This window comes from Microcoleus sp. Pol11C2 (assembly GCF_036701505.1).
Lineage (GTDB): Bacteria > Cyanobacteriota > Cyanobacteriia > Cyanobacteriales > Microcoleaceae > Microcoleus.
The window spans coordinates 62,361-84,515 of the sequence record NZ_JAUBQX010000012.1 but is presented as its reverse complement, the minus strand read 5'-3'; the positions used below and the strand labels follow the sequence as shown (position 1 = coordinate 84,515).

The following is a 22,155-nucleotide window of genomic DNA, read 5'->3' as shown; positions in this document are numbered from 1 at the left end:
CCGCAGGCTAGTGCTGCGGGGATTTGAGTATTCTGCATTACGGAGCTTGTACTAAACCGCTTCCGACACGAGTATTTGGCAACGGTAGCGCCATAGCATAGGCAGTCAGCAATTGCCAAAGTTCAGCACCTCGTTTACCAGTCGATTCGGCATACAAGGCAGCGAGCCCAGCCACGTGCGGTGTAGCCATGCTAGTGCCATTGTAAGCAGCATAACGCCCTTTATTCATAGGCACTGATGAGTATACTTTCACTCCTGGAGCGGCGATATCGACTTTAGTTCCTTGAATTAGGTCAGAGGTAGCCGAGAAGTCAGGCACTTGGACGCAGTTATCGACGGCTGCAACAGCCATAATCGAGGGACTATTCGCTGGTTGTCCAACGGTTTTGGTGGGTCCGTGGTTGCCGGCGGCCGCCACGATCAGACACCCATTTTGTAGTGCCCGACGACCGACAGTTTCGTAGGCTGTAGAGGGCTTTGGATTGGTGTTTCCTAATGACATCGAGATCACTTGACACCCATTGGCGATCGCCCATTCCATTCCAGCCAGAATCCAGCCGCTAGCGCCACTACCGGCATTACTCAACACTTTACCGACATAAATGGTCGATTCGTAAGCGATCCCATACCTGCGACCGTTCTGATCCTTGAACCCGCAAGCTGTCCCGATGCAGTGCGTGCCATGACGGTTGCCATCTTGTACGTCCTCCCCTGGTACGAAGGACTGCGATACGATCGATCGACCCGCGAAGTCGGGATGTAATAGATCCATCCCCGTATCCAGCACCGCAACTTTGATTCCATTACCAGTCAACAGAGACTTCATCGCCTTCGTTGCCTTCAGACCCCAAGTAAACTCGCTATCATCAGCAAAACATTCTTGTTTCTGGATGTCTGCTACCTCTGTATTAGTGGCTTTCTCGTACAGGTTATCCACCGCATCGCGATAGCCCCGCAGGTAATCTGCCGACAACCCATCGCCAATGGCGTAGAAAGTGCGCTCTGGTTCGATCGCCAGGATGGCAGAATCCTCTCCCGCTGATGTCATGATGCTGCTGAAACCCCCTTCGTCTAAGGAAACAACGGCAACGCCGAGAGTAGGAAACACCGCTCCCCCTGCTGCTTCAAGTTGGCTCAAGTCTAGAGCAGAGTCCGCGAAATCATCAGCGTTTGCCAGTCCTCTGATACCAGTTTGGTCGCTCAAGAGGTCTAATCCTTCTGTGACTGCATCTTCGCCGAAAGTAATAATGTAACGCCCTGTTGTTTCATCGGCTTGGGCAGTTTCTGGGATGGGAAAACTAGGTTGTTCAGACATAAATACCTCTTAGTGATTGTTATTGGACATCAATGACAGTTTTTCTGACATTGATTTCTATTGTTTTTGTTGCGGACTCCACTTATTTAGCACTTACGCAGGGGAGCAATTTTTACATTATTTGTGAAGTAAGGTGGGGAGTGCTGCGTGCGTTCTACAGATAAACTTTGTGCGTAATTCCTGTTCTGTTTACTGGGCTAATTTGCTAATTTGATGGTAAAGTTCATCCTCTAACCGTCCTTCTCCTGTCTGGATTAGCCATCTTTCTAAAGTACGGTTTTTATCGGTAAATTGTTGAGATTTGCCATTACCTCTAGTAACAGCCAATCCATTATAAATTACAATTTCCCGCTCCCCATCTACCTCTTCACCACTATCTCGTACAATCAAACCACGATACCCCAATCCATCATTAACATAACCTTCTCCTTTATGTGTAGATAATGATTGAAAGCGTTGGGAAAATTCCCGAGATTCTTGCACTGTCAATTCCCAATGTGGGTTGGGCCTGCCACTAAACATATCCACTTCTACTTGCATCTTTTTGTCTCCTAAAGCTGTGACCGAACATCCAAGCAAAGTCACCAAAAACATTAAAAAACTCAAGCCCATTATCCTTTTTGGATATGTTGTGAATGAATAAACCCGTTGCATGGTCTTCTTCTCCAGTGTGAGGAATCCACATTCCGCAGTGCTATAGATTCTATTTAATCTTTTGGCTCTTACAAGTGTAAAAGTAGCCACAGAAGATGGTGTAAGGCCCGCGGTTACAGGTAGCTGGGTTAGTGATGACTATGCCGCTGTTATCCGTATTTCGAGCCGCTGTCCCGCCCGGTTTGTGACCCCAAAATCCTTCTCGCATTTTGCGATACCAGTGGAAATCAACAAAGCCCGGACCAGGGGCAATCACCAGTGCTACTAAATAGCGAGGGGCTTGTGAAGCGGGGAAACAATCGTAGCGTTTGTGCAATCCATCACACAGGGAAGCTTTGGTAACTTCTACGCAATTAATTGCGGTGTACTGATGTCCACATCCTTTTCCTGGTTGGGCAAAAGTATCTGTCCGCTTGTTGCTCGCATAGTTATAGCAGTTATTGTTCTGCCGGATTACGGGGTTGTTGTTCCAAAAGCCGGGGTTATAGGGCGAAGTATCATAAAAGCAGGTAGCAGCCACCTCACTTGAGGCTTCTACGGCCATGTTTGGTAAGTCTTCAACATCCGAGACTGAAAGTCGGCTGCTGGTTTCCAGTTGTTGTCGCAGGAAATTCTGCAACATTTCATCTAAAGGTAGTTCTTCTCCGAAAGCCGATGCTTCTGGAGATGATTCTGCACTGCTCATTAAGCCGATCAAACGATCAGCAATCTCGTTTGCTTTATCGCTAGCAGCACTCGCACCTGCTGCCATATACATACTAGCGGGTAGTTCAAAGTCTTGGGCAAGCTCGTCAGAGAGGGGTTCAATGGTGAAACCGCGAAACCCTAATCCAGCATCAGCAGAAGCTGCCTCGGCTACAATGCTACGATGATTAGCAATCTCTTTGAGCGTAGTTCGAGCTTCTTCCTCGTCTGTAATGATCCACTCGGGAGCGGGTCTTCCGGAGAATATATCGGCAGTAATCCGTAACATACTTAACCTCTTTTTTGAGTAGTTTTCAGCAAACAAACTCCACCTTAAAGTTGTTCAATAGCTAGAAATAACAACCTTGGCTGTGAGTGCTTTTTTAGCTGATTTTCAAAACTGGATAACAGCTTTTGATCTAATAGTCCTCAAAATAAACTTGGAGAGCAATACGACGATCCGCGTATAGGATTATGAAGAGATTGCAACAAATTTCCCGTTGAATAACCCCAATTTTTCCAGAGCAACCATCACAGCAGCCGTCCGGGTTTGTACGCTTAGTTTCCCGTAAAGATGCTCCAGATGTTTTCGCACTGTTCCTTCACTGCAACCGATCACTTTAGCGATTCCTGCATTGCTTTTATCTTTGGCAATCCAGAATAAAACCTCCGCCTCGCGTTTGGTGAGTCCTAGCGATTCCAGGGTCGAAATAGAAAATGATTGCAGTTCTTCTTCCTCCAACAGCAAGAGATATTGCTGGTTGATGGGATCTGGAATCAGACGGACGATCAACTGTCTTCCTGCTTGCTGAATGTACAATGGTAAACAGCTACATGGAATATCACCGTTGAATGTGAGTCGCGATATCTGTTCCTTGAACCAATGTTGTAAGAGTTCTGGCAATGACTGCGGGGCGCGGGATAAAAAATACTGGTTCAACAGTTGTTCGGCGCGTTGAGTCATGAATTGCACCTGCCCTGCAATCTCCACAACTATTGCCCCTACCCGATCCAAGATTTGCTTGACTAATACCTTAATGAAATTATCTGACTCTTTGTTAGTGCGATCGCCTAAAACTTCGAGAGTATAATGTTGGTAGCAATTTTCGTAACTTTTGGTATCAGCTTTTGTTGCTGGGAATTTATCAATATCTTCAGATGTCAACCTAACTGCGCGCTGACGCTTTGGTGTCTGTGAATTCATGGGAAGTATCTCCATTGGCATACAGGGTGAGAATGACGAAACCAGATACCCTTGCGGTGAGGGTATCTAGCTCATTTCACTCTTGTTAAGGTATACAAGTGTAGAAATGCACTCTGAGATTTTTTGACAGTCCCTGATTTAAATTGCTTTTCTTAAGTAATCACTAACAATAACAGTCACTAGCTGTTAGTTACCAGTCGCATAATCGAGTGACTTGCATAAATTTTATTTTTGTGTTAATCGAAGTAGAGGCTATTGTAGAGATTAGTGGCGAAAAAGAAAGTGAAAGTCAACCCATTTGAGATTTGAGATTGAAGAAAAGGTTTAGTTGATAAATTACCTGTCAACATCAGGCGATGTTTCGCTTACAATACACTATGTAGCATCTAATAAAAAAGAGCGATCGCACTATGGGAATGACCCTGACCGAAAAAATCTTAGCTAAAGCATCAGGCCGCACTAAAGTTGAGCCCGGAGAAAATATTTGGGTAGAAACAGACGTTTTGATGACCCACGATGTCTGCGGGCCCGGCACCATCGGCGTTTTCAAACGCGAATTCGGTGAGAATGCGAAAGTCTGGAACCCTGACAAAATCGTCCTCATTCCCGACCACTACATTTTCACCAACGACGAACGCGCTAACCGCAACGTCGATATTCTCCGCGATTTTGCCCAAGAACAAGGGATAAAATACTTTTACGACATCACGGATCGATCGGACTTCAAAGCAAATCCCGACTACAAAGGAGTTTGCCACATCGCGCTAGCACAAGAAGGCCACACCAGACCGGGCGAAGTGCTCTTCGGCACCGATTCCCACACCTGCAATGCCGGCGCTTTCGGACAATTTGCCACGGGTATCGGCAATACAGACGCGGCTTTTATCATGGGAACCGGCAAACTGTTAATCAAAGTTCCCGCAACCATGCGCTTTGTGTTCAACGGCGAACTGCCGGATTATTTGTTAGCAAAAGACCTAATTTTGCAGATTATTGGTGATATTAGCGTTGCCGGTGCTAACTACCGGACAATGGAATTTGCGGGCGATACAGTTGAGCGTTTGACGATGGAAGAACGGATGACGCTGTGCAATATGGTGATTGAAGCTGGGGGTAAAAACGGCACGGTTGCGCCGGACAAAACTACGTTTGATTACGTTACTTCACGGACTGACAAACCCTTCGATTCATTTTACAGCGATGGGGATGCTAAATTTTATAGCGATCGCACCTACGATGTCACCCAATTAGAACCAGTCGTCGCCAAACCGCACTCTCCCGACAACCGCGACTTAGCCCGCAACTGCCGCGATGTCAAGATCGATCGAGTTTACATCGGTTCCTGCACTGGTGGCAAAACCTCCGACTTTCTGAATGCCGCCCGCATTCTCAAAGGAAATCAAGTCAAAGTTCCGACTTATTTAGTACCAGCAACTCAGAAAGTTTACGAAGATTTGTTTGTCACAAAATACGACGGTCAAACGCTTTCGGAAATCTTCTTAGCTGCCGGCTGCATCGAACCCGCCGCGCCTTCTTGCGCAGCTTGTTTGGGCGGCCCGAAAGATACTTTCGGGCGGATGAACGAACCAGAAATTTGTGTATCTACAACTAACCGCAATTTCCCCGGCCGTATGGGCAATAAAGAAGCGCAAGTTTATCTGGCTTCGCCTTATACGGCGGCGGCTTCTGCCCTGACTGGGTATGTCACCGATCCGCGCGAATTCCTGTGTTAGAAAGTAGCTGACGTAAGGTGCTCTTCGGCGCACCCGAAGGTCCATGGAAGGTGCGCCGAAGAGTACCCTACGAGATGAATGTAATGTGTTCTGCGGCGCACCCGCAAAAATGCGTGTGATATCAAATTCGTTAGCATCGGAATAGTAAATTCGAGTTGACTGTTGACGGTTGACTGTTCACGGCGTCAACAGTCAACCGTCAACAGTCAACATCATTTCGGTGTAACCGGAAATGATATAAAATGCCCTATAAAAAAGTAGGAGGACGATATTAATGCCAAACTATCGCCGATTTTACCTTCCTGGTGGAAGTTTCTTCCTAACGCTTGTTACCTACAATCGCACACCGCTATTTTCAGAGTCATAAAATGTCTCGCGACTCCGCAAGGCTGTAGGGGCGATTAAATCAGAATAACCTTTTGAAATTATTGGGCTGTTGTATTGCCCGACCACATCCATTTTTGGTAAAAATCACTTCCTAATCATACTGCATATGCCAAGCTTTTTAGAGATATAAAAGTTGTATTTACACAATCTTTGCGAGGTCAAGGAACTGTGAGTCAAAATGTCTCATTTTCTGACAGCAAGGGTCTAGAATGGGATGTTTGGGCTCGGCGCTTGTGGGGATATTCTATTTCCAAACAAGATAATTTTGAACAGCATTTAAACTATATTCACTACAATCCTGTTAAGCACAATTTAAGTTAGTGTCCGCATTGGTGGTATTATTATAGCTTTAGCTTATGGGTAAAAAAGATGTTTATTCAGTTGATTGGTGCTGCTGTAGTCATAGCAGAAAGCCAAAAATACTAAATTTTGATGCCATTTCCTATAGACTAGGAGAATAAATTCACAAGGCTTACGTAAAAATTGGTTTGACAGGCTACTTATAGCGGTAAGGTGCGCCGTAGGGCGCAACCCTATCCTTGTGTAAGGTGTGCACTGCTTGAATTGAAAGGAGATTTGCTTTGAAAACACTATTTTTGGCTTGGCAAAGCCCGGACAGCGGTTCTTGGTTTCCGATTGGTCGATTGACATTTAACGGTAAAGAATACCAGTTCAATTATACAAATGGTGTTCTAGAAGCTAAACTTAAGTGCGGGTTTCAACCCTTGCCATCTTTCCCGGATTTCAAGAATGTTTACACTTCACAGAAACTGTTTGCGTTGTTTTCTAATCGAGTGATGACCCGATCGCGCCCTGACTACCCTGAATTTGTACAGTGGTTGAATATCCCTGAACACGAACATGACCCAATTGCTTTATTGGCGCGCAGCGGAGGTAAACGGGCAACTGATAAATTTGAGGTGTTTCCTTGTCCCGAACCAGATGAAAATGGACGTTATTTTATCCATTTTTTTGCAGATGGACTGCGATACCTTTCAAAGTCGGCAATTGAACGGATTAATCGGCTTCAAGTGGGCGAACTTTTGTATTTAGCCCACGAATTTAAAAATCCGCGCGCTTCCCGTCTGCTTCTGTGTACTAAAGATCACTGGATTGTCGGCTATTGTCAGCGCTATCTTGTGGATGATATTTTTGAAATTATTTCGCAGCATCCAGAATTGGTTTGCGTACAAGTCGATCGCCTCAACCAACCCCCAACGCCGCTACAGTTCCGCTTGCTGTGCAAGATGACCGCCGATTGGCGAGACTTTCGCCCCTTCCAAGGTTGGAGGTACCAGCCGTTTAGCAGTGATGTTTTAGCTGAAAGTGCGATCGGATAATCAGCAACAATAAGTAAAATTACAATTGCATAATTAGGGAAAAAGTCAAGTTAATTATTGTGAATTGAATACAGAAGATTGCAGAATTTATACAAATAATTAGCTCAACGTTGACATTTTTTCCATAATAAAGTATGTTTGAGCTAATTTATCGATTCCCAATTCCGCAGTCTTAGTTTAAGCCCATAAAATTTATGAAAGTTAGAGCTGCACATTGCTAATGCTATCCATTAGTATTGTTGTTCTGGGGAAAGCCGATTAGAATTATACTTTTTATAATTAGAATTGGTCGGGGTGCGAAATTGACCGAACATAAACTTCCGATAATTGTGAGTATGAACAAAAAAATAAAGATTGGGGTTGCTGAAGCTTTTGGTACTTTTGTGTTGGTATTAGGTGGATGTGGCAGTGCGGTTTTAGCTGGAGACAAAATAGGCTTTTTGGGAGTTTCCATCGCCTTTGGTTTGTCTCTCTTAATCATGGTTTATACGATCGGCCCTATCTCTGGATGCCACATTAATCCGGCGGTAAGCATAGGTTTAGTAGTTGCCAAACTGATCGATGCTGTTTTGCTTCCTTATTATATAGGCGGTCAGATTGTAGGGGGAATTTTAGGCGGTCTTGTTTTGTATATGATAGCATCAGGAAAACCAGGCTTTGATGCGGCTGCTTCTGGATTTGCATCTAACGGTTTTGCAGAACATTCTCCCACTGGTTACGGACTTTTGGCAGCAGCTTTGACGGAAGTTGTACTGACGGCTTTTCTGTTATTTACAATCATGGGTACTACCCATCCCAAATATCCCGTCGGTTTGGGCGGAATTCCAATCGGCTTGATGCTGGTGTTGATTCACTTAGTCGGAATTCCCATAACCAATACTTCAGTTAACCCAGCTAGAAGTATCGGTGTTGCACTTTTTCAAGGCGGATGGGCAATCCAACAGTTATGGGCGTTTATTGTATTCCCAGTGATCGGTGGAGTTATCGGCGTTTTGGCTTATAATTTGATTCGACCCACTATGGAAGAAATTTGATCTCGAACCAAAAATCAACCGGGTTTATTGAATTTTTTAGGGTGGTAGAATTCATCCGGCAACTTAACAAACCCGGTTTGTCGATCGCACAACTTGATAAAATTGCAAGTATTCGGTAAATAAGTGCCATGATTACGATCGTGATGGGAGTCTCAGGTTCTGGCAAAACTACTGTTGGTAAGTTGCTGGCGCAATCTCTTAACTGGGATTTCAGCGATGCTGACGATTTTCACCCATCAGCTAATATCGATAAAATGAGTCGGGGCATTCCTTTAGAAGATGCGGATCGCCTTCCTTGGCTATTACAATTGCAAGCCGCAATAGACAGGTGGCTGTTAGAAAATAAAAATGTGGTTTTGGCTTGTTCTGCTTTAAAAACATCTTACCGCGAAATGCTCTACCGAGACCAAAAGCGAATGAAGATAGTTTATCTCAAATGTTCTTTTCAGCTATTAGCCACAAGGTTAAAAAATCGCGAAAATCACTACATGAAAGCAGACTTGCTGTTAAGTCAGTTAGACAGTCTCGAAGAACCTGAAGATGCAATTATCATAGATGCTTCGCAGCCGTTAGAGTTAATCTTGCGCCAAATTAGAATTCATCTGATGTGCGGTTAATTGCCCACAATAAAACCTCTGATACCAAATCTGGCTTCAATACCCATTGATTTCTTAGTTTCTATCAGCTAGAAGCAGAGTTTGTATAGAAATCCTCGCATCATTTGTGAATTTCTTACTCCCGAGCGAGCTGGTTCGGGGAGGGTTGCGCGGGGGGAAAAAATTTACGACTCCTGCAAGGATTGCTATAGAGTATGGATTTCAAACAGCCGGATTGAGGTTTTTTAAGGCGGATTTAGTATAAAAGTTATTTTGTTCTGATAAACCGAGTTTCTGAACCAAATTTAGCCCCCTCTCCGTTTCCAGGCTGATAGGTTTGCGGCCCTAATTTTTGTACAAATATAAGAAAGCTTCTACTTCAGCCGCAGTAGGTTGAGATCTAATTGCGCCTGGTTTCATCGCTGTCATGGCACCTACCGCACTGGCATAAGTTACAATTGTTTGGGCTATTTTGGGATCTGCTAAATTCTTAATTCCCTGCTTGCACAACTGTCGCACAAAACCAGCCAGAAATGCGTCGCCTGCCCCTGTTGTATCCTCAACATCTACTGTAAATGCGGGGATTTTTCCTTCATTTTCCGAGATACAATAAGCGCAACCTTTTTCGCCCGCAGTCACCAAAACGCCTTCTACAGAATCGAGACGGTAGGTAATAGCTCCAGCATCGGTAGTGTCAAACAACCATTCGGCTTCTTCCTCAGATAACTTGACAAAATCAACTTTTTTTAAAATTTTTCTAATGCGCGCTTTTGCTTCGTCTGGATTTGGCCAAAACACGGAACGCCAATTGATGTCAAGTATAATTTTAACGTCATACTGTTCTGCTAGTTCGATCGCTCGGACGATCGCCTCTCGACTTTCAGGATAAGCTAATTCTAAAGTACCTAGCACTAAATATTCGGCATTTTCAAACAACACTTCGGGTAGTTGTGCGGCAAGGAGGCGCGTGTCTGCAAAATCCGCAGTATCAAATTCGCCAAAACCTGCAAAATTTCGATCGCCCGCTTCATTCCGCAAGACATAAACTTGCCGCGTCGGCGCACTTGGATGTCGCTGCACTCCAACGATATCAACCCCTACTTCTTGCAATACCTGCACTAGGGAATTCCCCAAATCATCCCCACCTACAGCACCGATAAATCCCGCCGCCGCCCCCAATTTAACCAAAGCACAGGCAACATTAGCAGGAGCACCGCCGGGATATGCCGTCCAAGATTCCACCTCTTCGAGAGATACTCCTGGTTTGTCTGCTAAACAATCAAATAAAACTTCACCCAGACACAGAACGCGAGGATAAGTCATAGAAATTTTAGATTTGAGATTTTAGATTTTAGATTTTAGACCAGCAGTAGACAGGTCAATAATGATTTTTAACCCATCCCAGAAAAATTGCAACCTATTTTTTTATGGCTGCTCCTATAATATCAGACTTACTGATATTGGCAGTTACTCCCTAAAGGCTGAAATATAGTGCGGTCTTATAACTTAGTTGTTTTACGCGCAAACATCTGCAGGTTGGGCCCGGATGTCAGATGCGTGTAGGTAAAGGCAGCATCTGCCACCCGACGCACAAGCACTGGTGGCTGCGCGTCTTGGCGTGTGCGCACTGGGTTTGCACTCCTGGCCATTCTACAAGCGAGTTTGTGCTTCGGGCCCCAAAGAGTAGCACGGCAAATTTAATTTTCTCTTCATACTCGATCCCTCATCCTTTAGAATTGTAGATAGGTAAATATGCAGACATAGGAAAAATTTATGAGTGGGATTGTCTCTGGGACCCCTGTCACCCTGTCGGACAGAGAATTGCAAGTGGTAGAGTTAGTAGCGGCGGGATTGACTAATGAGAAAATTGCCGAAAAGTTAGAGATTAGCAAGCGTACAGTTGACAACCACATTAGCAATATCTTGAACAAGACGCGCGCTGACAATCGAGTTACGCTTGTACGCTGGGCGTTGCAGTGGGGAAAGGTATGTTTGGACAATATTAACTGCTGTCCTCTACCGCGGCCGATCGATAAAGAAGTATCTTAAGTAGGGATTCTGGTTGGGGACAGGCAAAGAAATGATGCAAACGGCACAAGAAAAACAACTCCGCTATCAAATTCAATGCCCTGGATTGCCACTGGCGGTGTATCGCGAAGTGGCGATCCATTTGCGTCAAGTTGAAGGGGTGGAAACCGGTTTAATTCCGCAGCAGTCGCAGCGGTTTGATTACTACGACAGCCAAGTTGGGGGTTTGTGGATACAGTATCCTGAAGGGTTCGATTTGGCAGGTCGCGAGCGGGTCGATCGCATTTTGGCTTATTATGGCGATCGTTACGGAGCGTGGGAATTATTAAGTCATTAGTTATTGGGAATTGTTAGTTGTTGAGTGTTAACTCTTAACTCTTGACTAATAACTAATGACTCATGGCCAATGACTAATGACTAATTACTAATCACAACTGACTACTGCCAACTGACTACTGACTAACAAAATGAGTGCAATTAAAACTTTACCGGGAACGCGGGATATTTTGCCCGCTGAAATTCAATATTGGCAAAATATAGAAGAAGTCGCTAGGACAATTTTGAAAAAAGCGGCTTATCGAGAAATTCGGACGCCAATTTTTGAACAGACATCTTTATTTGAACGCGGCATTGGCGAAGCTACCGATGTCGTAGGCAAAGAAATGTACACTTTTAAGGATAAGGGCGATCGATCGACGACTTTGCGTCCAGAAGGCACCGCCGGAGTAGTGCGAGCTTTTATTCAAAACAGTTTGTACGCGGCGGGAGACGTGCAGCGTCTGTGGTATGCTGGGCCGATGTTTCGCTACGAACGCGCGCAAGAAGGAAGACAACGGCAGTTTAATCAAATTGGCGTGGAAGTCTTGGGGAGTGCGAATCCTCGTGCGGATGTCGAGGTAATTGCGATCGCCTGCGACATCCTGCAAACCCTCGGTTTAAAAAATTTGCGCCTCGATATTAATTCTGTCGGAAATAAGCAAGACAGACAAAATTACCGACAAGCTTTGATAGATTATTTTACACCGCACAAAGACGAATTAGACGCGGATTCTCAAGATCGTTTGACTCGGAATCCGCTGCGGATATTGGACAGCAAAAATCAGCGCACTCAAGAAATTGTAGAGGGTGCGCCGAGCATTTTAGAATATTTGGGCGACGAGTCGCGATCGCACTTCGAGCAAGTGCAGCTTATGCTCACAAATTTAGGAATTAGCTATCAGTTAAATCCCCGATTAGTGCGCGGTTTAGATTACTATACCTACACCGCATTTGAAATTATCTCCGACGATTTGGGAGCGCAAGCAACAGTTTGCGGAGGCGGTCGCTACGACGGTTTAGTCAAGGAATTGGGGGGCCCTGATACGGCGGCAGTCGGTTGGGCAATGGGTATCGAAAGGTTAATTATCCTGCTGCAAAAGTTGCAACCTTTGCCCGCGCCGAAGTTAGATTTTTATTTGGTATCCAGGGGCGAAAAAGCAGAACAGCAATCGGTATTGTTAGCTCAAAAATTGCGCAGTGCCGGGTTTAGTGTAGAGATAGATTTGAGCGGCAGTGCTTTCGGGAAACAGTTTAAAAGAGCCGACAGAAGCGGTGCAGTTGCGTGTTTAGTTTTGGGAGATGCGGAAGCTGAAAACGAGACGGTACAATTGAAGTGGTTGGCGAGTGGTGAACAAAGTGCGATCGGGCAATCAGAACTACTAGCCATGACCACCGAACTACAGCAGAAAATTAACAACCCTTAAAACTCTCGGTTCCTCGTTACCAGGCTCTGCCCGGTAACGCATATCCAGAGGATCTGCCTCGTCATTAAGCCATTAACATTAATCCCAAAAACCAAGAGATATAATTTAAGAATTAAAACATTTAACCTCTGATAAACTATGTCTGTAGCAACTAAAAATCCTGAAACACAACTCACAATTACCTGGCCGCTACTACCAGAAGATTTTCAACTACCAGACGACCCCGTGGAAGACGAAAGCCAACCATTATTAGCCGCCGCTTTGCGCCAGCCGCTAACAGCATTTCCAGAATTAATGCAGGATGCCTTAATTGTTTCCAACTTTGCCTTGTGTGCCGGCATAAGTTTCCCAGGTTCAACCAGCGACGAACAGCGTATTATCTGCAAAGCGCCAGATTGGATGTACGTGAAACCCGTCAATCCAAAAAATGTCTCTCAAGTACGCCGTAGTTATACGCCACACACAGAAGGAACCATCCCCCAAATCGTGATGGAGTTTCTTTCAGAAACCTATGGAGAAGAATACTCCGTTGAATTTACCTCGCGGGTGGGAAAGTGGTATTTTTACGAGCAAGTAATCAAAGTCCCCAGATACGTCATATTCCGAGCCAAAACATCTCGTTTAGAAGTTTACGCTTTAGAATCAGAGCACTACAACTTGCAAAAACCCGATGAAAATGGACGTTATTGGATACCCGGATTAAACTTGTTTTTAGGAGTTTGGGAAGGAACCCACGAAGGGAGAACAGGCTGTTGGTTGAGGTGGTGGGATGCAGAAGGCGAGTTGTTGCTGTGGTCGGAAGAAAGAGCGGATCGCGAAAGACTGCGCGCTGAAAGATTGGCCGAAAAACTGCGTCAAGCGGGGATCGAGTTAGATGACGAAGAGTGAAATATCAATTGATGAGTCGAGTTCGATCGGGTTTTGGTATGATGACACTCTTGTGGTGCGGGCATCCCGCCCGCCCTTGGCGAACTTGGCACTCCTATGTTAATCGAACGTCTCCAGCCGATCGCGTGGACAAAAAAACCGCGACTCATATCCTTATTTTCTGGTTGCGGCGGCATGGATCTGCCATTCCACCAAGCCGGATTTGAGGTAGTTTGGGCGATCGACTCCAATAAATACGCCTGCAAAACATTCAGCAGAAACATTGCTGATGTCATCATCAACGACAGCATAGAAAATATAGACATTGCACAAGTTCCCGAAGCTGAAATATGTATAGGAGGGTTTCCCTGTCAAGATTTCTCCCTAATTTGGAAGCGCCCCGGACTTGAAGGAACCAGAGGTAATTTATATACATATTTTCTAGATTTTGTTAATAAAAAAAAGCCCAAAGCTTTTGTAGCAGAAAACGTCAAAGGCTTATTAAGTGCAAATAATTATCAAGCAATAAAACAAATAATCTCCGACTTTGAAAGTATCGCTCCAGGCTACTTAGTTAAACCTAAACTATACAACTTTGCTGATTACGGAGTTCCGCAATTTCGCCAAAGAGTGTTATTAGTTGGCATTCGGATGAATACAGGATTTAACTTTGTACATCCTCAGCCAGAATACGGTCAAAATCGCAAAAGTCCTTATCGAACTGCGGGCGAAGCACTCAAAAATGTAGAAGCAGTTCTTAACAATAACCAACATCATAAAATTCAAGCCCGCACCGTTGAAATTTTAAATCGAATTAAACCGGGAGGCAATTTTTCTGATATTCCCAAGGATAGTCCATACTATGTCAAAGGCATGATCAGTCACGTTTATCGGCGAATTCATCCAGATAAACCATCATCAACAATCATTGCTGGTGGAGGTGGCGGAACTTGGGGTTATCATTATTTAGAACCGCGTTCTTTGACAAATCGTGAAAGGGCAAGATTGCAAACATTTCCCGATGATTTTGTTTTTGAAGGTTCTACAACTGAAGTGCGGCGGCAGATTGGCAATGCAGTGCCGCCGCAGGGAATTGCGGCTGTTGTTGAGGCTTTGATTCCGCTATTTAAGGGGGATTATCCCCAAGTTGATTTATATGAAATGAGTCAAAAATTGCAGGGGATGTCAATTCAGGAACGATTAAAATGGGCTGAATAAGAGGTGTCCTAGCAGAGTTTAGAGTTGATTTCAAATGTGGCGGTATATCAGAAGCTTAAAAATAGCTGGCTCTGGGTTTACGATTAAATAAAATACATAAGGAGGGAAAGTCAATGATAAAGTTTGCTCTAGGTCACTACACCGATTTTAAATTGCCCAGCCACTCAACTATTCCAGAGGAATTACAGCAAACACTTCAGACGGTTGGGGACAGAAAATATGACGATTTATACGAACGAGGTGGAAAGTGCAATGTAGAAGAAGCTTTTGTAGAAGTAATGACAGCCTTTGGAATGCCTAATGATCCAATATCCCATCAGCGATACGTCTATATGGCTTATGGAATAGCATTAGCAGCTAAACCGACTATTAAACATTACTTTCCTGAAGAACACAAGGCTGATATCGTTGAAGGAATTGTATCTTGTTGGCTGAAGGATAGTTGTGAAATCCCAGAAACTTGGGCTGATACCTTGTTTCCTAATATCAACCAAATCGGAAAATATCAAGCTACTGACGAAGCTTATAATATCTTATACGGCTTGCTGCAAACACTCAACACCAAAACAGCCTATAATGCCATCTTGGATATTTTGTATGATGCCATTACCGGAGATGCTATTTCTGGTTTTGCTGCGCCTCAACGAGATATGTTTAATTGGTGGTTGATCGAGGTGGTTCCTGCTGCCTATTGTTTAAAGCTGCCATCTACTTTATATTCTGGAAAATGGGAATTTCCGCCACTGAGTCAGTGCGCTTAAGTGATGACCAAAGCAATTGATACAGCTTAATTAGTTAATAATCACGGGAATGCAGTTATTGACAATTACGAGCGCTCTCATTCATACTATAACTAAGCGTTGTAGGAGCTAACTTTAATGTCGGAGCTATTCGCAAGAATCACGGTTAATCCTAGACAGTGCGGCGGTCGCCCTTGCATTCGCGGCATGAGAATTCGGGTATCAGACGTACTGGACTTATTTGTGGCTGGTTTGAGTGCGGAACAAATACTAGAAGAAATGCCCGATCTTGAAGCTGACGATCTGAAAGCATCTCTTTTGTATGCTTCGCGCAAACTAAATCATCCGGTATTGGTTGCATGACAATAATTTGGGTAGATGCACATCTGTCACCGGCGATCGCAACCTGGATTACAAACACATTTGGTGTCACAGCAGTAGGCTTGCGCGAGATTGGCTTGAGAGATGCCGAAGATCCTGAAATTTTTGAGGCATCGAGAGCGCAGGGAGTTATCGTAATGACTAAAGATAGTGACTTTGTTGATTTGGTCGCTCGCCTGGGTTCACCGCCACAGATTATTTGGTTGACGTGCGGCAATACATCAAACGCTCGGTTGCGAGAGATTTTGAGTGCAACATTAGCTGAAGCTTTGGAGATATTGAAAGCAGGTGAACCACTGGTGGAGATTAGTGGAAATTAAACTTTTAATCACTAATCAGGCACCATCAAACCCTTCAATATTCTCCGCTTTTCCTCCTCCCTCAACCCTTTACACAGCACCAAAACCCCAAAACCCCCCAAACCCATCGGATCGATCAACTGATGCAAAGCCTCCCGTCGGCGCAAAAACGTTGCCACATCCAATACTTCTGCATCATTTGTAGACAGAGAAGCAATACGATCGCCCAAACCCAACGCCATCAAAAACAAAGCCTGCTGAGTAAACCCTACCACCTCCAAACCGCACAATTCTCCCTGCCTTTCCAGCGCCGTAAAATTAACATGAGCCGTTAAATCCTGCCGCCCCACATTAATATAAGGATTATTGTGATATCGGTGCAGATAATAACACTGTAGCGTCCCCTCCCTGCGCCTCGGATTGTAATAGCGGTGCGCCGGATAACCATAATCAATAGTTAACAAATATCCCCGCTGCAACTTTTGAGCAACTGTACTCATCCAGTCCAAAGCCGCCAAATTCACATCACTGCGATAACCATCCCCATAAACACTCGCCGACAAATCGATGCTTACAAAATCCAAATATTCGGCAATTTTATGCGTGGAAAGTTCGCCAATTACTTCAACAAAATTTATCTCTTCTTGTTCATTTTTTTGGGTTTCGCAGGCAACGTAAATCTCCCTAACTTGCCCTTCTTCCAGAATGAATTGATGCACGGGCAAAGCATCCACTAACTCATTAGAAAAGAAACAACCGATTATTGAATTATTAACTATCTCATCCCAATTGCACCACTTAACGCACTTGATATCACCTAACTTTTGGCGTTGTTCCGCTTGAAGTATTGGCGAAATTTCAACAATTATGTATGTTAAATTTTTAAATAAGTCGGGATGTTGCCGTTGCAGATATTGCAGTACATTTTCGGCAAAATTTCCCCGCCCAGCGCCCATTTCGACGATCGCGAAATTGAAAGGGCGATCGAGCAATTCCCACATTTCCACAAACTCCTCTGCCAAAACCTCCGCAAAATCAGCCCCCCAATGAGACGACGTGATAAAATCGCCTTGTTTGCCGATCGACTGGCGATCGCTATTGTAATAACCGTGCTGCGGATGATATAATGCCAAATCCATATATTCAGCAAAAGTAATTCGCTGCTGGGGACTGGCGGCAATTCTTTCGCAGATTAAAGCACAGAGCTCCGGATTGCTGTCATTGATATCTGGTTGCTGGACTTTCATAATTTATCGAATCAAAGTTGATGTTATTTCATTTGTGAAGGAGAGATTTTTTTTATTAACCGCAGAGGGCGCAGAGGGCACAGAGGAAGAGAGAAGAGAGAAATCAGGTATATTTTAGCTACCTTAACAGCAAAATTAATCGATATCTATCCGCGTTTATCTGGGGTTCAAAAAAATCAACCCGGTTCCATAAAAAAACCGGGTTAATTTCTTAGATAAAAACCGACAAAACCTACCTGTCAACCGAGCCCATAATAATGTCGATACTCCCCAAAATTGCGACCAAATCCGCAATCTTCACGCCGCGCACAATGTGAGGCAAAATCTGCAAATTATTAAAATCTGCAGCCCGAATCTTCCAGCGCCAAGGAAACACACTATCATCCCCGATAATATAAATCCCCAACTCACCCTTGCCGCTTTCAACGCGGACATAATGTTCGCCCTTGGGAATCTTAAAAGTCGGCGCTACTTTTTTGCCAATAAACTGATAGTCAAAACCATTCCATTCAGATTTGGGACCGCTTTCGAGTCGCTTCGCTTCCAAATTCTCGTAAGATCCGCCGGGGAGTCCTTTCAAGGCTTGATAGATAATCTTAACAGACTCGCGCATCTCCCGAATCCGTACTAAATACCGGGCTAAACAATCGCCACCAGCTTCGGTACAAACTTCCCAGTCGAAGTCGTCATAACATTCGTAATGGTCAACTTTCCGCAAATCCCAATTTACGCCGGAACCGCGCAACATGGGGCCGGAAAGTCCCCAGTTAATCGCTTCGTTGCGGGAAATCGTACCCAGGCCTTCAATCCGGCGGCGAAAGATTGGATTGTTGGTAATTAAACGTTCGTATTCGTCTATTTTGGGAAGGAAGTAATCGCAGAAATCTTCGCACTTATCTACCCAACCGTAAGGCAAATCGGCGGCAACTCCGCCAATGCGGAAATAGTTATTATTCACCATGCGATAACCTGTGGCTGCTTCCCACAAATCGAGAATTGGTTCGCGATCGCGCATAGTATAGAAAAAAGGAGTTTGCGCGCCCACGTCCGCCAAAAACGGCCCTACCCACATCAAGTGGTTAGCAATCCGGTTCAACTCCAGCATAATTACCCGAATATAACTAGCCCGTTTCGGGACAGCAATATTTGCCAACTTTTCCGGTGCATTCACTGTCACCGCTTCGTTAAACATCCCCGCAGCGTAGTCCCAGCGGCTCACGTAGGGCACGTACATCACGTTGGTGCGATTTTCGGCAATTTTTTCCATCCCCCGGTGCAGATAGCCCAAAACAGGCTCGCAGTCCACCACATCTTCCCCGTCCAGGGTGACAATTAACCGGAGTACCCCGTGCATGGATGGGTGGTGCGGCCCCATGTTGAGCACCATCGGTTCGGTTCTAGTCTCAATTCTTGACATAATTAAATGAATTAATGATTACTGACTATTGTTGATTTTTGTTTCGCTTTATAGATTATGAAGGATATCGAGCTCTCTGAGAAGGATACCCCTGGATCAGATGTCAGTATTGACACCTATCACGTTCCAGTTTTGGGTCAAGAATTAATTGCGGGTTTGGCTGTGCGTCCAGGCGGACACTATTTGGACGCGACGCTTGGGGGCGGCGGACACACGAGTTTGATTTTAGCGGCGGCGCCAGATGTTACAGTGGTGGCGATCGACCGCGATGAACAAGCCATCCGTTTTTGCCAAGCCCGATTTGCCAACTCGCCCGTTAAGTTTTGGCACGGCAACTTTGCTGAATATCAGTCCCCAGAGGCCGAATTTGATGGTATCATAGCAGACTTGGGCGTCAGCTCTGCTCAGTTCGATACACCGGAACGAGGATTTAGTTTTCGCCACCCAGCTCAACTAGATATGCGTATGAACCAGCAGCAATCTTTGACGGCAGAAGAGATTATCAACCACTGGGAAGAAGTTAAACTAGCAGATATTATTTACAAGTACGGCGAGGAGCGGCTGTCGCGGCGCATCGCAAGGCGGATTGTGCAAGGGCGTCCTTTTCAAACTACAACAGAACTTGCAGGGGCGATCGCCTCCAGCTTCCCCCCCAAGCAGCGCAACGGCAGAATCCATCCGGCCACCCGTACTTTCCAAGCTTTAAGGATAGCTGTCAACTCCGAACTCGCTTCTTTAGAAACTTTCCTCAACCAAGCCCCAAGGTGGTTAAAACCCGGTGGGAGAATCGGAATCATTACATTTCACAGTCTCGAAGACCGACCAGTCAAGCACCAACTCAGAGGAACACCCAATTTGCAGGTACTGACAAAAAAGCCGATCGGGCCACAATCCGAAGAAGTCGCTAGAAATCCCCGCTCTCGTTCTGCTAAGCTCAGACTGGCAGAAAGAATAACTTGATTCGGCAGTAGTAATATGCTTGCTGCAAAAAGTTCAGAGATTAGGGAGACTTGCATGCAGCAATCAAGTACGATGCGGCAAAGATGTAGGGAATAGCGCCAACAACCCACCACTAACCCTCCGGGTACAGTGGGGCTTGAAATACAGCCGGTGTTGACCAGACTTAGGTAGCAATACCTGCGTTAGTAGTAAGTGTTAAAATTCACACCGAGGACAGTGCCCAGCTAGTTAAGAACTCTGCAATCAGAGCATTAATTAGCAGTTTTGAATGCTGGTGTGTTTAGAAAAGTACCGACTGCTAACAAGGTCATTGCTCGTATCACAGCGTGAAAGCTGACTCGGGAATTTTCCCTATTGAAGCGGCCTACCGAGGCGGGTTACAGTATCGAAAGCCTCTCATCTGTGGGAACAGATGGTGCGAAAGGAATGCTCACCTTGAGGTAAAACGGGTTTCTTTAACTCAACTTGACGTAACTGATATGTTGCATATATCCAGCCCCCCTTTTCCTCCCGCCACCTTGCTGATTACAGCTATGGTGGGGGTTTTCAAGGGGGAAGAAAGATGAGTCGGGGAGATGGAAGCAAGCTGAAACTGATGGTAGTCGATGACGAACCCGACAACTTGGATTTATTGTACCGGACGTTTCGACGCGACTTTCAGGTTTACAAAGCAGATAGCGCCCTCAGCGCCCTGGAAGTTCTAGACGAACAGGGCGAGATGGCGGTGATTATATCTGACCAGCGGATGCCAGAAATGAATGGCACCGAGTTTTTGGGGAAAACAGTCGAGCGATTTCCCGATACGATTCGGATTCTGCTAACGGGATACACCGATGTTGAAGATTTGGTTGAGGCCATCAACTCAGGTCAAGTGTTCAAATACATCACCAAACCGTGGAATCCAGAAGAACTCAAATTGGTGATCAATCAAGCCTCAGATACTTACAAATACTACAAGCAGCGCAGCGTTGCATTGCGCCGCGCTTTACGCAAGGAATCTCTGTTCAATGAGGTAATGAGCGTCATTCGCGGGTCGCTAGATTACTCTAGTATGGTACAAACTATTGTTCAAACCGTAGGTCAAACTTTTGAGGCCAACTATTGTATGCTGCGGCCGGTAGAGACCGATCGACTATTGCCTAGTACCTTCCCCTACCAAGCCCAAACCGACGATGCCAGTAACTTTTCTTTTGATGAAAATTTGCTGGTTCAAGCTGTAGCCACCCGCCAAACTCAAGTGAACTCAAACAGTGGGGGGAATGGTAACTCGGTTGAGATTGCCGTGCCCCTGACTTACCAGCAAGAATTGCTGGCGGTACTGGCTTTGTCCCAGATTGGCGGCACTAACCCTTGGTCGGCAGAAGATATAGAGTTAATAGAAGGTGTAGCAGCTCAAGCAGCTCTCGCCCTGTCTCAAGCTAAGCTCTACCAGCGCACTCTGGATTTAGCCAAGCAGATGCAAAACGAGTTGGAAGTGGCTCGCCAAATCCAAACAAACTTGTTGCGCCAAAGTTGGCCGGATTTTGAAACAGTCAGAGTGCAAGCTTGCTGTTATCCCGCGCGGGAAGTTGGTGGCGACTTTTTTGAAGTCTACGTCCACTCCCAAGGGGATATCTGGATAGCGGTGGGAGATGTTTCGGGTAAGGGAGTTCCGGCTGCTCTATTTATGGCCAGCGCGATTTCGGTGATGCGGCGGGAACTTTCCCAAGAAGTTTCTCCAGAGCCAGATCAAGTTATGCAGAACATGAATAGCAGTATGTCTGACGACCTGATCGGCAACAACCATTTTATTACAATGGTTGTTGCTCGTTACACTCCGTCAACCGGACACCTCGCCTTTGCTAATGCCGGTCACATTTACCCGATTGTTTGGTCTCACTCGGAGGTGAAAGCTCAAGCCGCTAGCGGTAAAACGCCAGCCGAGCCTAATTTCCTGAAAGCTCGTGGCATTCCCTTGGGGATACTACCAGTTTGGAGAGGCAAAGCAGGTGCGATCGAATTAAAGTCAGGAGATGTATTTCTGCTGACGAGTGACGGAATTACTGAAGCTAGCGTGACCACTGAAGCGGTCGCAGGGGGTGTACCAACCCGTTCTATGCTACAACAAGAAGGGCTTTGGCAACTCTTGATTCAGGAACCTGGTTCTTTCAACTTGGACAATTTGTTGGCTCACATCCGAGCCGATAATCCCGTTCAGGAAGACGACCAAACCATACTCTCTCTGGAGGTTCTTTGAATCTGTCAGCGACTCCCGACCCATAGTCGGGGGTGAGAGCCAAAAAAACTTACGCCCTGCAGGTTGACGGGCC

The 22,155-nt window shown here is 45.4% G+C and carries 21 protein-coding genes; 14 read left to right on the top strand and 7 right to left on the bottom strand.

Annotation, left to right across the window (positions count from 1 at the left end; all coding sequences use genetic code 11):
* Positions 1–37: 37 nt before the first annotated feature.
* The 4 genes from QUA42_RS10020 to QUA42_RS10005 form a co-directional block, all read right to left on the bottom strand.
* Positions 38–1,315 (bottom strand): S8 family serine peptidase, encoded by a 1,278-nt coding sequence (locus QUA42_RS10020; protein ID WP_333137162.1) that lies wholly within the window; start codon positions 1,313–1,315, stop codon positions 38–40.
* Positions 1,316–1,504: 189 nt separating this feature from the next.
* A complete protein-coding gene (locus tag QUA42_RS10015) occupies positions 1,505–1,969 on the bottom strand; it encodes a hypothetical protein (RefSeq protein ID WP_333137161.1) in 465 nt (154 codons plus the stop codon).
* 49 nt (positions 1,970–2,018) lie between these two features.
* On the bottom strand, positions 2,019–2,942 hold the full coding sequence (locus tag QUA42_RS10010; RefSeq protein WP_333137160.1) for a hypothetical protein: 924 nt from the start codon (positions 2,940–2,942) through the stop codon (positions 2,019–2,021).
* Positions 2,943–3,125: 183 nt separating this feature from the next.
* Positions 3,126–3,857, bottom strand: a complete 732-nt coding sequence (locus QUA42_RS10005; protein ID WP_333137159.1) for a helix-turn-helix transcriptional regulator — start codon at positions 3,855–3,857, stop codon at positions 3,126–3,128.
* Between the two features lie 410 nt (positions 3,858–4,267).
* Between QUA42_RS10005 and QUA42_RS10000 the strand changes: the two genes are divergently transcribed.
* The 4 genes from QUA42_RS10000 to QUA42_RS09985 all read left to right on the top strand — a co-directional run bounded on the left by QUA42_RS10000 (position 4,268) and on the right by QUA42_RS09985 (position 8,968).
* Entirely contained in the window at positions 4,268–5,590 is a 1,323-nt protein-coding gene (locus QUA42_RS10000; protein WP_333083104.1) for a 3-isopropylmalate dehydratase large subunit, read from the top strand.
* 968 nt (positions 5,591–6,558) lie between these two features.
* A complete protein-coding gene (locus tag QUA42_RS09995; protein WP_333137158.1) occupies positions 6,559–7,317 on the top strand; it encodes a DNA-binding protein in 759 nt (252 codons plus the stop codon).
* A 335-nt stretch (positions 7,318–7,652) separates the two neighbouring features.
* Complete coding sequence (gene aqpZ, locus QUA42_RS09990; RefSeq protein WP_333137157.1) at positions 7,653–8,351, top strand: aquaporin Z; 699 nt, start codon at positions 7,653–7,655, stop codon at positions 8,349–8,351.
* A 128-nt stretch (positions 8,352–8,479) separates the two neighbouring features.
* A complete protein-coding gene (locus tag QUA42_RS09985; protein WP_333137156.1) occupies positions 8,480–8,968 on the top strand; it encodes a gluconokinase in 489 nt (162 codons plus the stop codon).
* Between the two features lie 324 nt (positions 8,969–9,292).
* Here QUA42_RS09985 and QUA42_RS09980 read toward each other — a convergent pair whose 3' ends face one another.
* Positions 9,293–10,270, bottom strand: a complete 978-nt coding sequence (locus QUA42_RS09980; protein WP_333137155.1) for a carbohydrate kinase — start codon at positions 10,268–10,270, stop codon at positions 9,293–9,295.
* Positions 10,271–10,720: 450 nt separating this feature from the next.
* Here QUA42_RS09980 and QUA42_RS09975 point away from each other — a divergent pair, with 450 nt between their 5' ends.
* The 8 genes from QUA42_RS09975 to QUA42_RS09940 all read left to right on the top strand — a co-directional run bounded on the left by QUA42_RS09975 (position 10,721) and on the right by QUA42_RS09940 (position 16,243).
* A complete protein-coding gene (locus QUA42_RS09975) occupies positions 10,721–10,996 on the top strand; it encodes a photosynthetic electron transport-dependent transcriptional regulator PedR (protein WP_006633901.1) in 276 nt (91 codons plus the stop codon).
* A gap of 34 nt (positions 10,997–11,030) precedes the next feature.
* A complete protein-coding gene (locus QUA42_RS09970) occupies positions 11,031–11,312 on the top strand; it encodes a hypothetical protein (RefSeq protein ID WP_333061263.1) in 282 nt (93 codons plus the stop codon).
* Between the two features lie 130 nt (positions 11,313–11,442).
* Complete coding sequence (gene hisS / locus QUA42_RS09965; protein ID WP_333137154.1) at positions 11,443–12,717, top strand: histidine--tRNA ligase; 1,275 nt, start codon at positions 11,443–11,445, stop codon at positions 12,715–12,717.
* Positions 12,718–12,855: 138 nt separating this feature from the next.
* Positions 12,856–13,605: a Uma2 family endonuclease gene (locus QUA42_RS09960; protein ID WP_333137153.1), complete on the top strand. Its 750-nt coding sequence runs from the start codon at positions 12,856–12,858 to the stop codon at positions 13,603–13,605.
* A 96-nt stretch (positions 13,606–13,701) separates the two neighbouring features.
* Positions 13,702–14,802 (top strand): DNA cytosine methyltransferase, encoded by a 1,101-nt coding sequence (locus QUA42_RS09955; protein WP_333137152.1) that lies wholly within the window; start codon positions 13,702–13,704, stop codon positions 14,800–14,802.
* A 113-nt stretch (positions 14,803–14,915) separates the two neighbouring features.
* Positions 14,916–15,563: a hypothetical protein gene (locus tag QUA42_RS09950; protein WP_333137151.1), complete on the top strand. Its 648-nt coding sequence runs from the start codon at positions 14,916–14,918 to the stop codon at positions 15,561–15,563.
* A 117-nt stretch (positions 15,564–15,680) separates the two neighbouring features.
* On the top strand, positions 15,681–15,905 hold the full coding sequence (locus QUA42_RS09945; RefSeq protein WP_333137150.1) for a DUF433 domain-containing protein: 225 nt from the start codon (positions 15,681–15,683) through the stop codon (positions 15,903–15,905).
* Entirely contained in the window at positions 15,902–16,243 is a 342-nt protein-coding gene (locus tag QUA42_RS09940) for a DUF5615 family PIN-like protein (protein ID WP_333137149.1), read from the top strand. The genes QUA42_RS09945 and QUA42_RS09940 overlap by 4 nt, the downstream gene beginning before the upstream one ends.
* An 11-nt stretch (positions 16,244–16,254) precedes the next feature.
* Here QUA42_RS09940 and QUA42_RS09935 read toward each other — a convergent pair whose 3' ends face one another.
* Both QUA42_RS09935 and QUA42_RS09930 read right to left on the bottom strand, forming a co-directional pair.
* The gene (locus QUA42_RS09935) at positions 16,255–17,469 is read right to left on the bottom strand and encodes a class I SAM-dependent methyltransferase (protein ID WP_333137148.1); all 1,215 of its coding nucleotides are present in this window, start codon (positions 17,467–17,469) and stop codon (positions 16,255–16,257) included.
* A gap of 232 nt (positions 17,470–17,701) precedes the next feature.
* Complete coding sequence (locus QUA42_RS09930) at positions 17,702–18,886, bottom strand: NAD(P)H-quinone oxidoreductase subunit H (protein ID WP_333137147.1); 1,185 nt, start codon at positions 18,884–18,886, stop codon at positions 17,702–17,704.
* A 57-nt stretch (positions 18,887–18,943) separates the two neighbouring features.
* Between QUA42_RS09930 and rsmH the strand changes: the two genes are divergently transcribed.
* Entirely contained in the window at positions 18,944–19,846 is a 903-nt protein-coding gene (gene rsmH, locus QUA42_RS09925) for a 16S rRNA (cytosine(1402)-N(4))-methyltransferase RsmH (RefSeq protein ID WP_333137146.1), read from the top strand.
* A 562-nt stretch (positions 19,847–20,408) separates the two neighbouring features.
* Positions 20,409–22,082, top strand: coding sequence for a SpoIIE family protein phosphatase (locus tag QUA42_RS09920; RefSeq protein WP_333137145.1), 1,674 nt, complete (start codon positions 20,409–20,411; stop codon positions 22,080–22,082).
* Positions 22,083–22,155 lie beyond the last annotated feature (73 nt).

Excerpts from the sequence above, each read along its gene's own strand:
- QUA42_RS09930 (WP_333137147.1), bottom strand. The coding sequence starts at position 18,886 with ATGTCAAGAATTGAGACTAGAACCGAACCGATGGTGCTCAACATGGGG.
- QUA42_RS09940 (WP_333137149.1), top strand. The coding sequence starts at position 15,902 with ATGACAATAATTTGGGTAGATGCACATCTGTCACCGGCGATCGCAACC.
- QUA42_RS09955 (WP_333137152.1), top strand. The coding sequence starts at position 13,702 with ATGTTAATCGAACGTCTCCAGCCGATCGCGTGGACAAAAAAACCGCGA.
- QUA42_RS09950 (WP_333137151.1), top strand. The coding sequence starts at position 14,916 with ATGATAAAGTTTGCTCTAGGTCACTACACCGATTTTAAATTGCCCAGC.
- QUA42_RS09980 (WP_333137155.1), bottom strand. The coding sequence starts at position 10,270 with ATGACTTATCCTCGCGTTCTGTGTCTGGGTGAAGTTTTATTTGATTGT.
- QUA42_RS10005 (WP_333137159.1), bottom strand. The coding sequence starts at position 3,857 with ATGAATTCACAGACACCAAAGCGTCAGCGCGCAGTTAGGTTGACATCT.
- QUA42_RS10000 (WP_333083104.1), top strand. The coding sequence starts at position 4,268 with ATGGGAATGACCCTGACCGAAAAAATCTTAGCTAAAGCATCAGGCCGC.
- QUA42_RS09975 (WP_006633901.1), top strand. The coding sequence starts at position 10,721 with ATGAGTGGGATTGTCTCTGGGACCCCTGTCACCCTGTCGGACAGAGAA.
- QUA42_RS09920 (WP_333137145.1), top strand. The coding sequence starts at position 20,409 with ATGAGTCGGGGAGATGGAAGCAAGCTGAAACTGATGGTAGTCGATGAC.
- QUA42_RS09960 (WP_333137153.1), top strand. The coding sequence starts at position 12,856 with ATGTCTGTAGCAACTAAAAATCCTGAAACACAACTCACAATTACCTGG.
- QUA42_RS10010 (WP_333137160.1), bottom strand. The coding sequence starts at position 2,942 with ATGTTACGGATTACTGCCGATATATTCTCCGGAAGACCCGCTCCCGAG.
- QUA42_RS09970 (WP_333061263.1), top strand. The coding sequence starts at position 11,031 with ATGCAAACGGCACAAGAAAAACAACTCCGCTATCAAATTCAATGCCCT.
- QUA42_RS09945 (WP_333137150.1), top strand. The coding sequence starts at position 15,681 with ATGTCGGAGCTATTCGCAAGAATCACGGTTAATCCTAGACAGTGCGGC.
- QUA42_RS09985 (WP_333137156.1), top strand. The coding sequence starts at position 8,480 with ATGATTACGATCGTGATGGGAGTCTCAGGTTCTGGCAAAACTACTGTT.
- rsmH (WP_333137146.1), top strand. The coding sequence starts at position 18,944 with ATGAAGGATATCGAGCTCTCTGAGAAGGATACCCCTGGATCAGATGTC.
- QUA42_RS09935 (WP_333137148.1), bottom strand. The coding sequence starts at position 17,469 with ATGAAAGTCCAGCAACCAGATATCAATGACAGCAATCCGGAGCTCTGT.
- QUA42_RS10020 (WP_333137162.1), bottom strand. The coding sequence starts at position 1,315 with ATGTCTGAACAACCTAGTTTTCCCATCCCAGAAACTGCCCAAGCCGAT.
- hisS (WP_333137154.1), top strand. The coding sequence starts at position 11,443 with ATGAGTGCAATTAAAACTTTACCGGGAACGCGGGATATTTTGCCCGCT.
- QUA42_RS10015 (WP_333137161.1), bottom strand. The coding sequence starts at position 1,969 with ATGCAACGGGTTTATTCATTCACAACATATCCAAAAAGGATAATGGGC.
- aqpZ (WP_333137157.1), top strand. The coding sequence starts at position 7,653 with ATGAACAAAAAAATAAAGATTGGGGTTGCTGAAGCTTTTGGTACTTTT.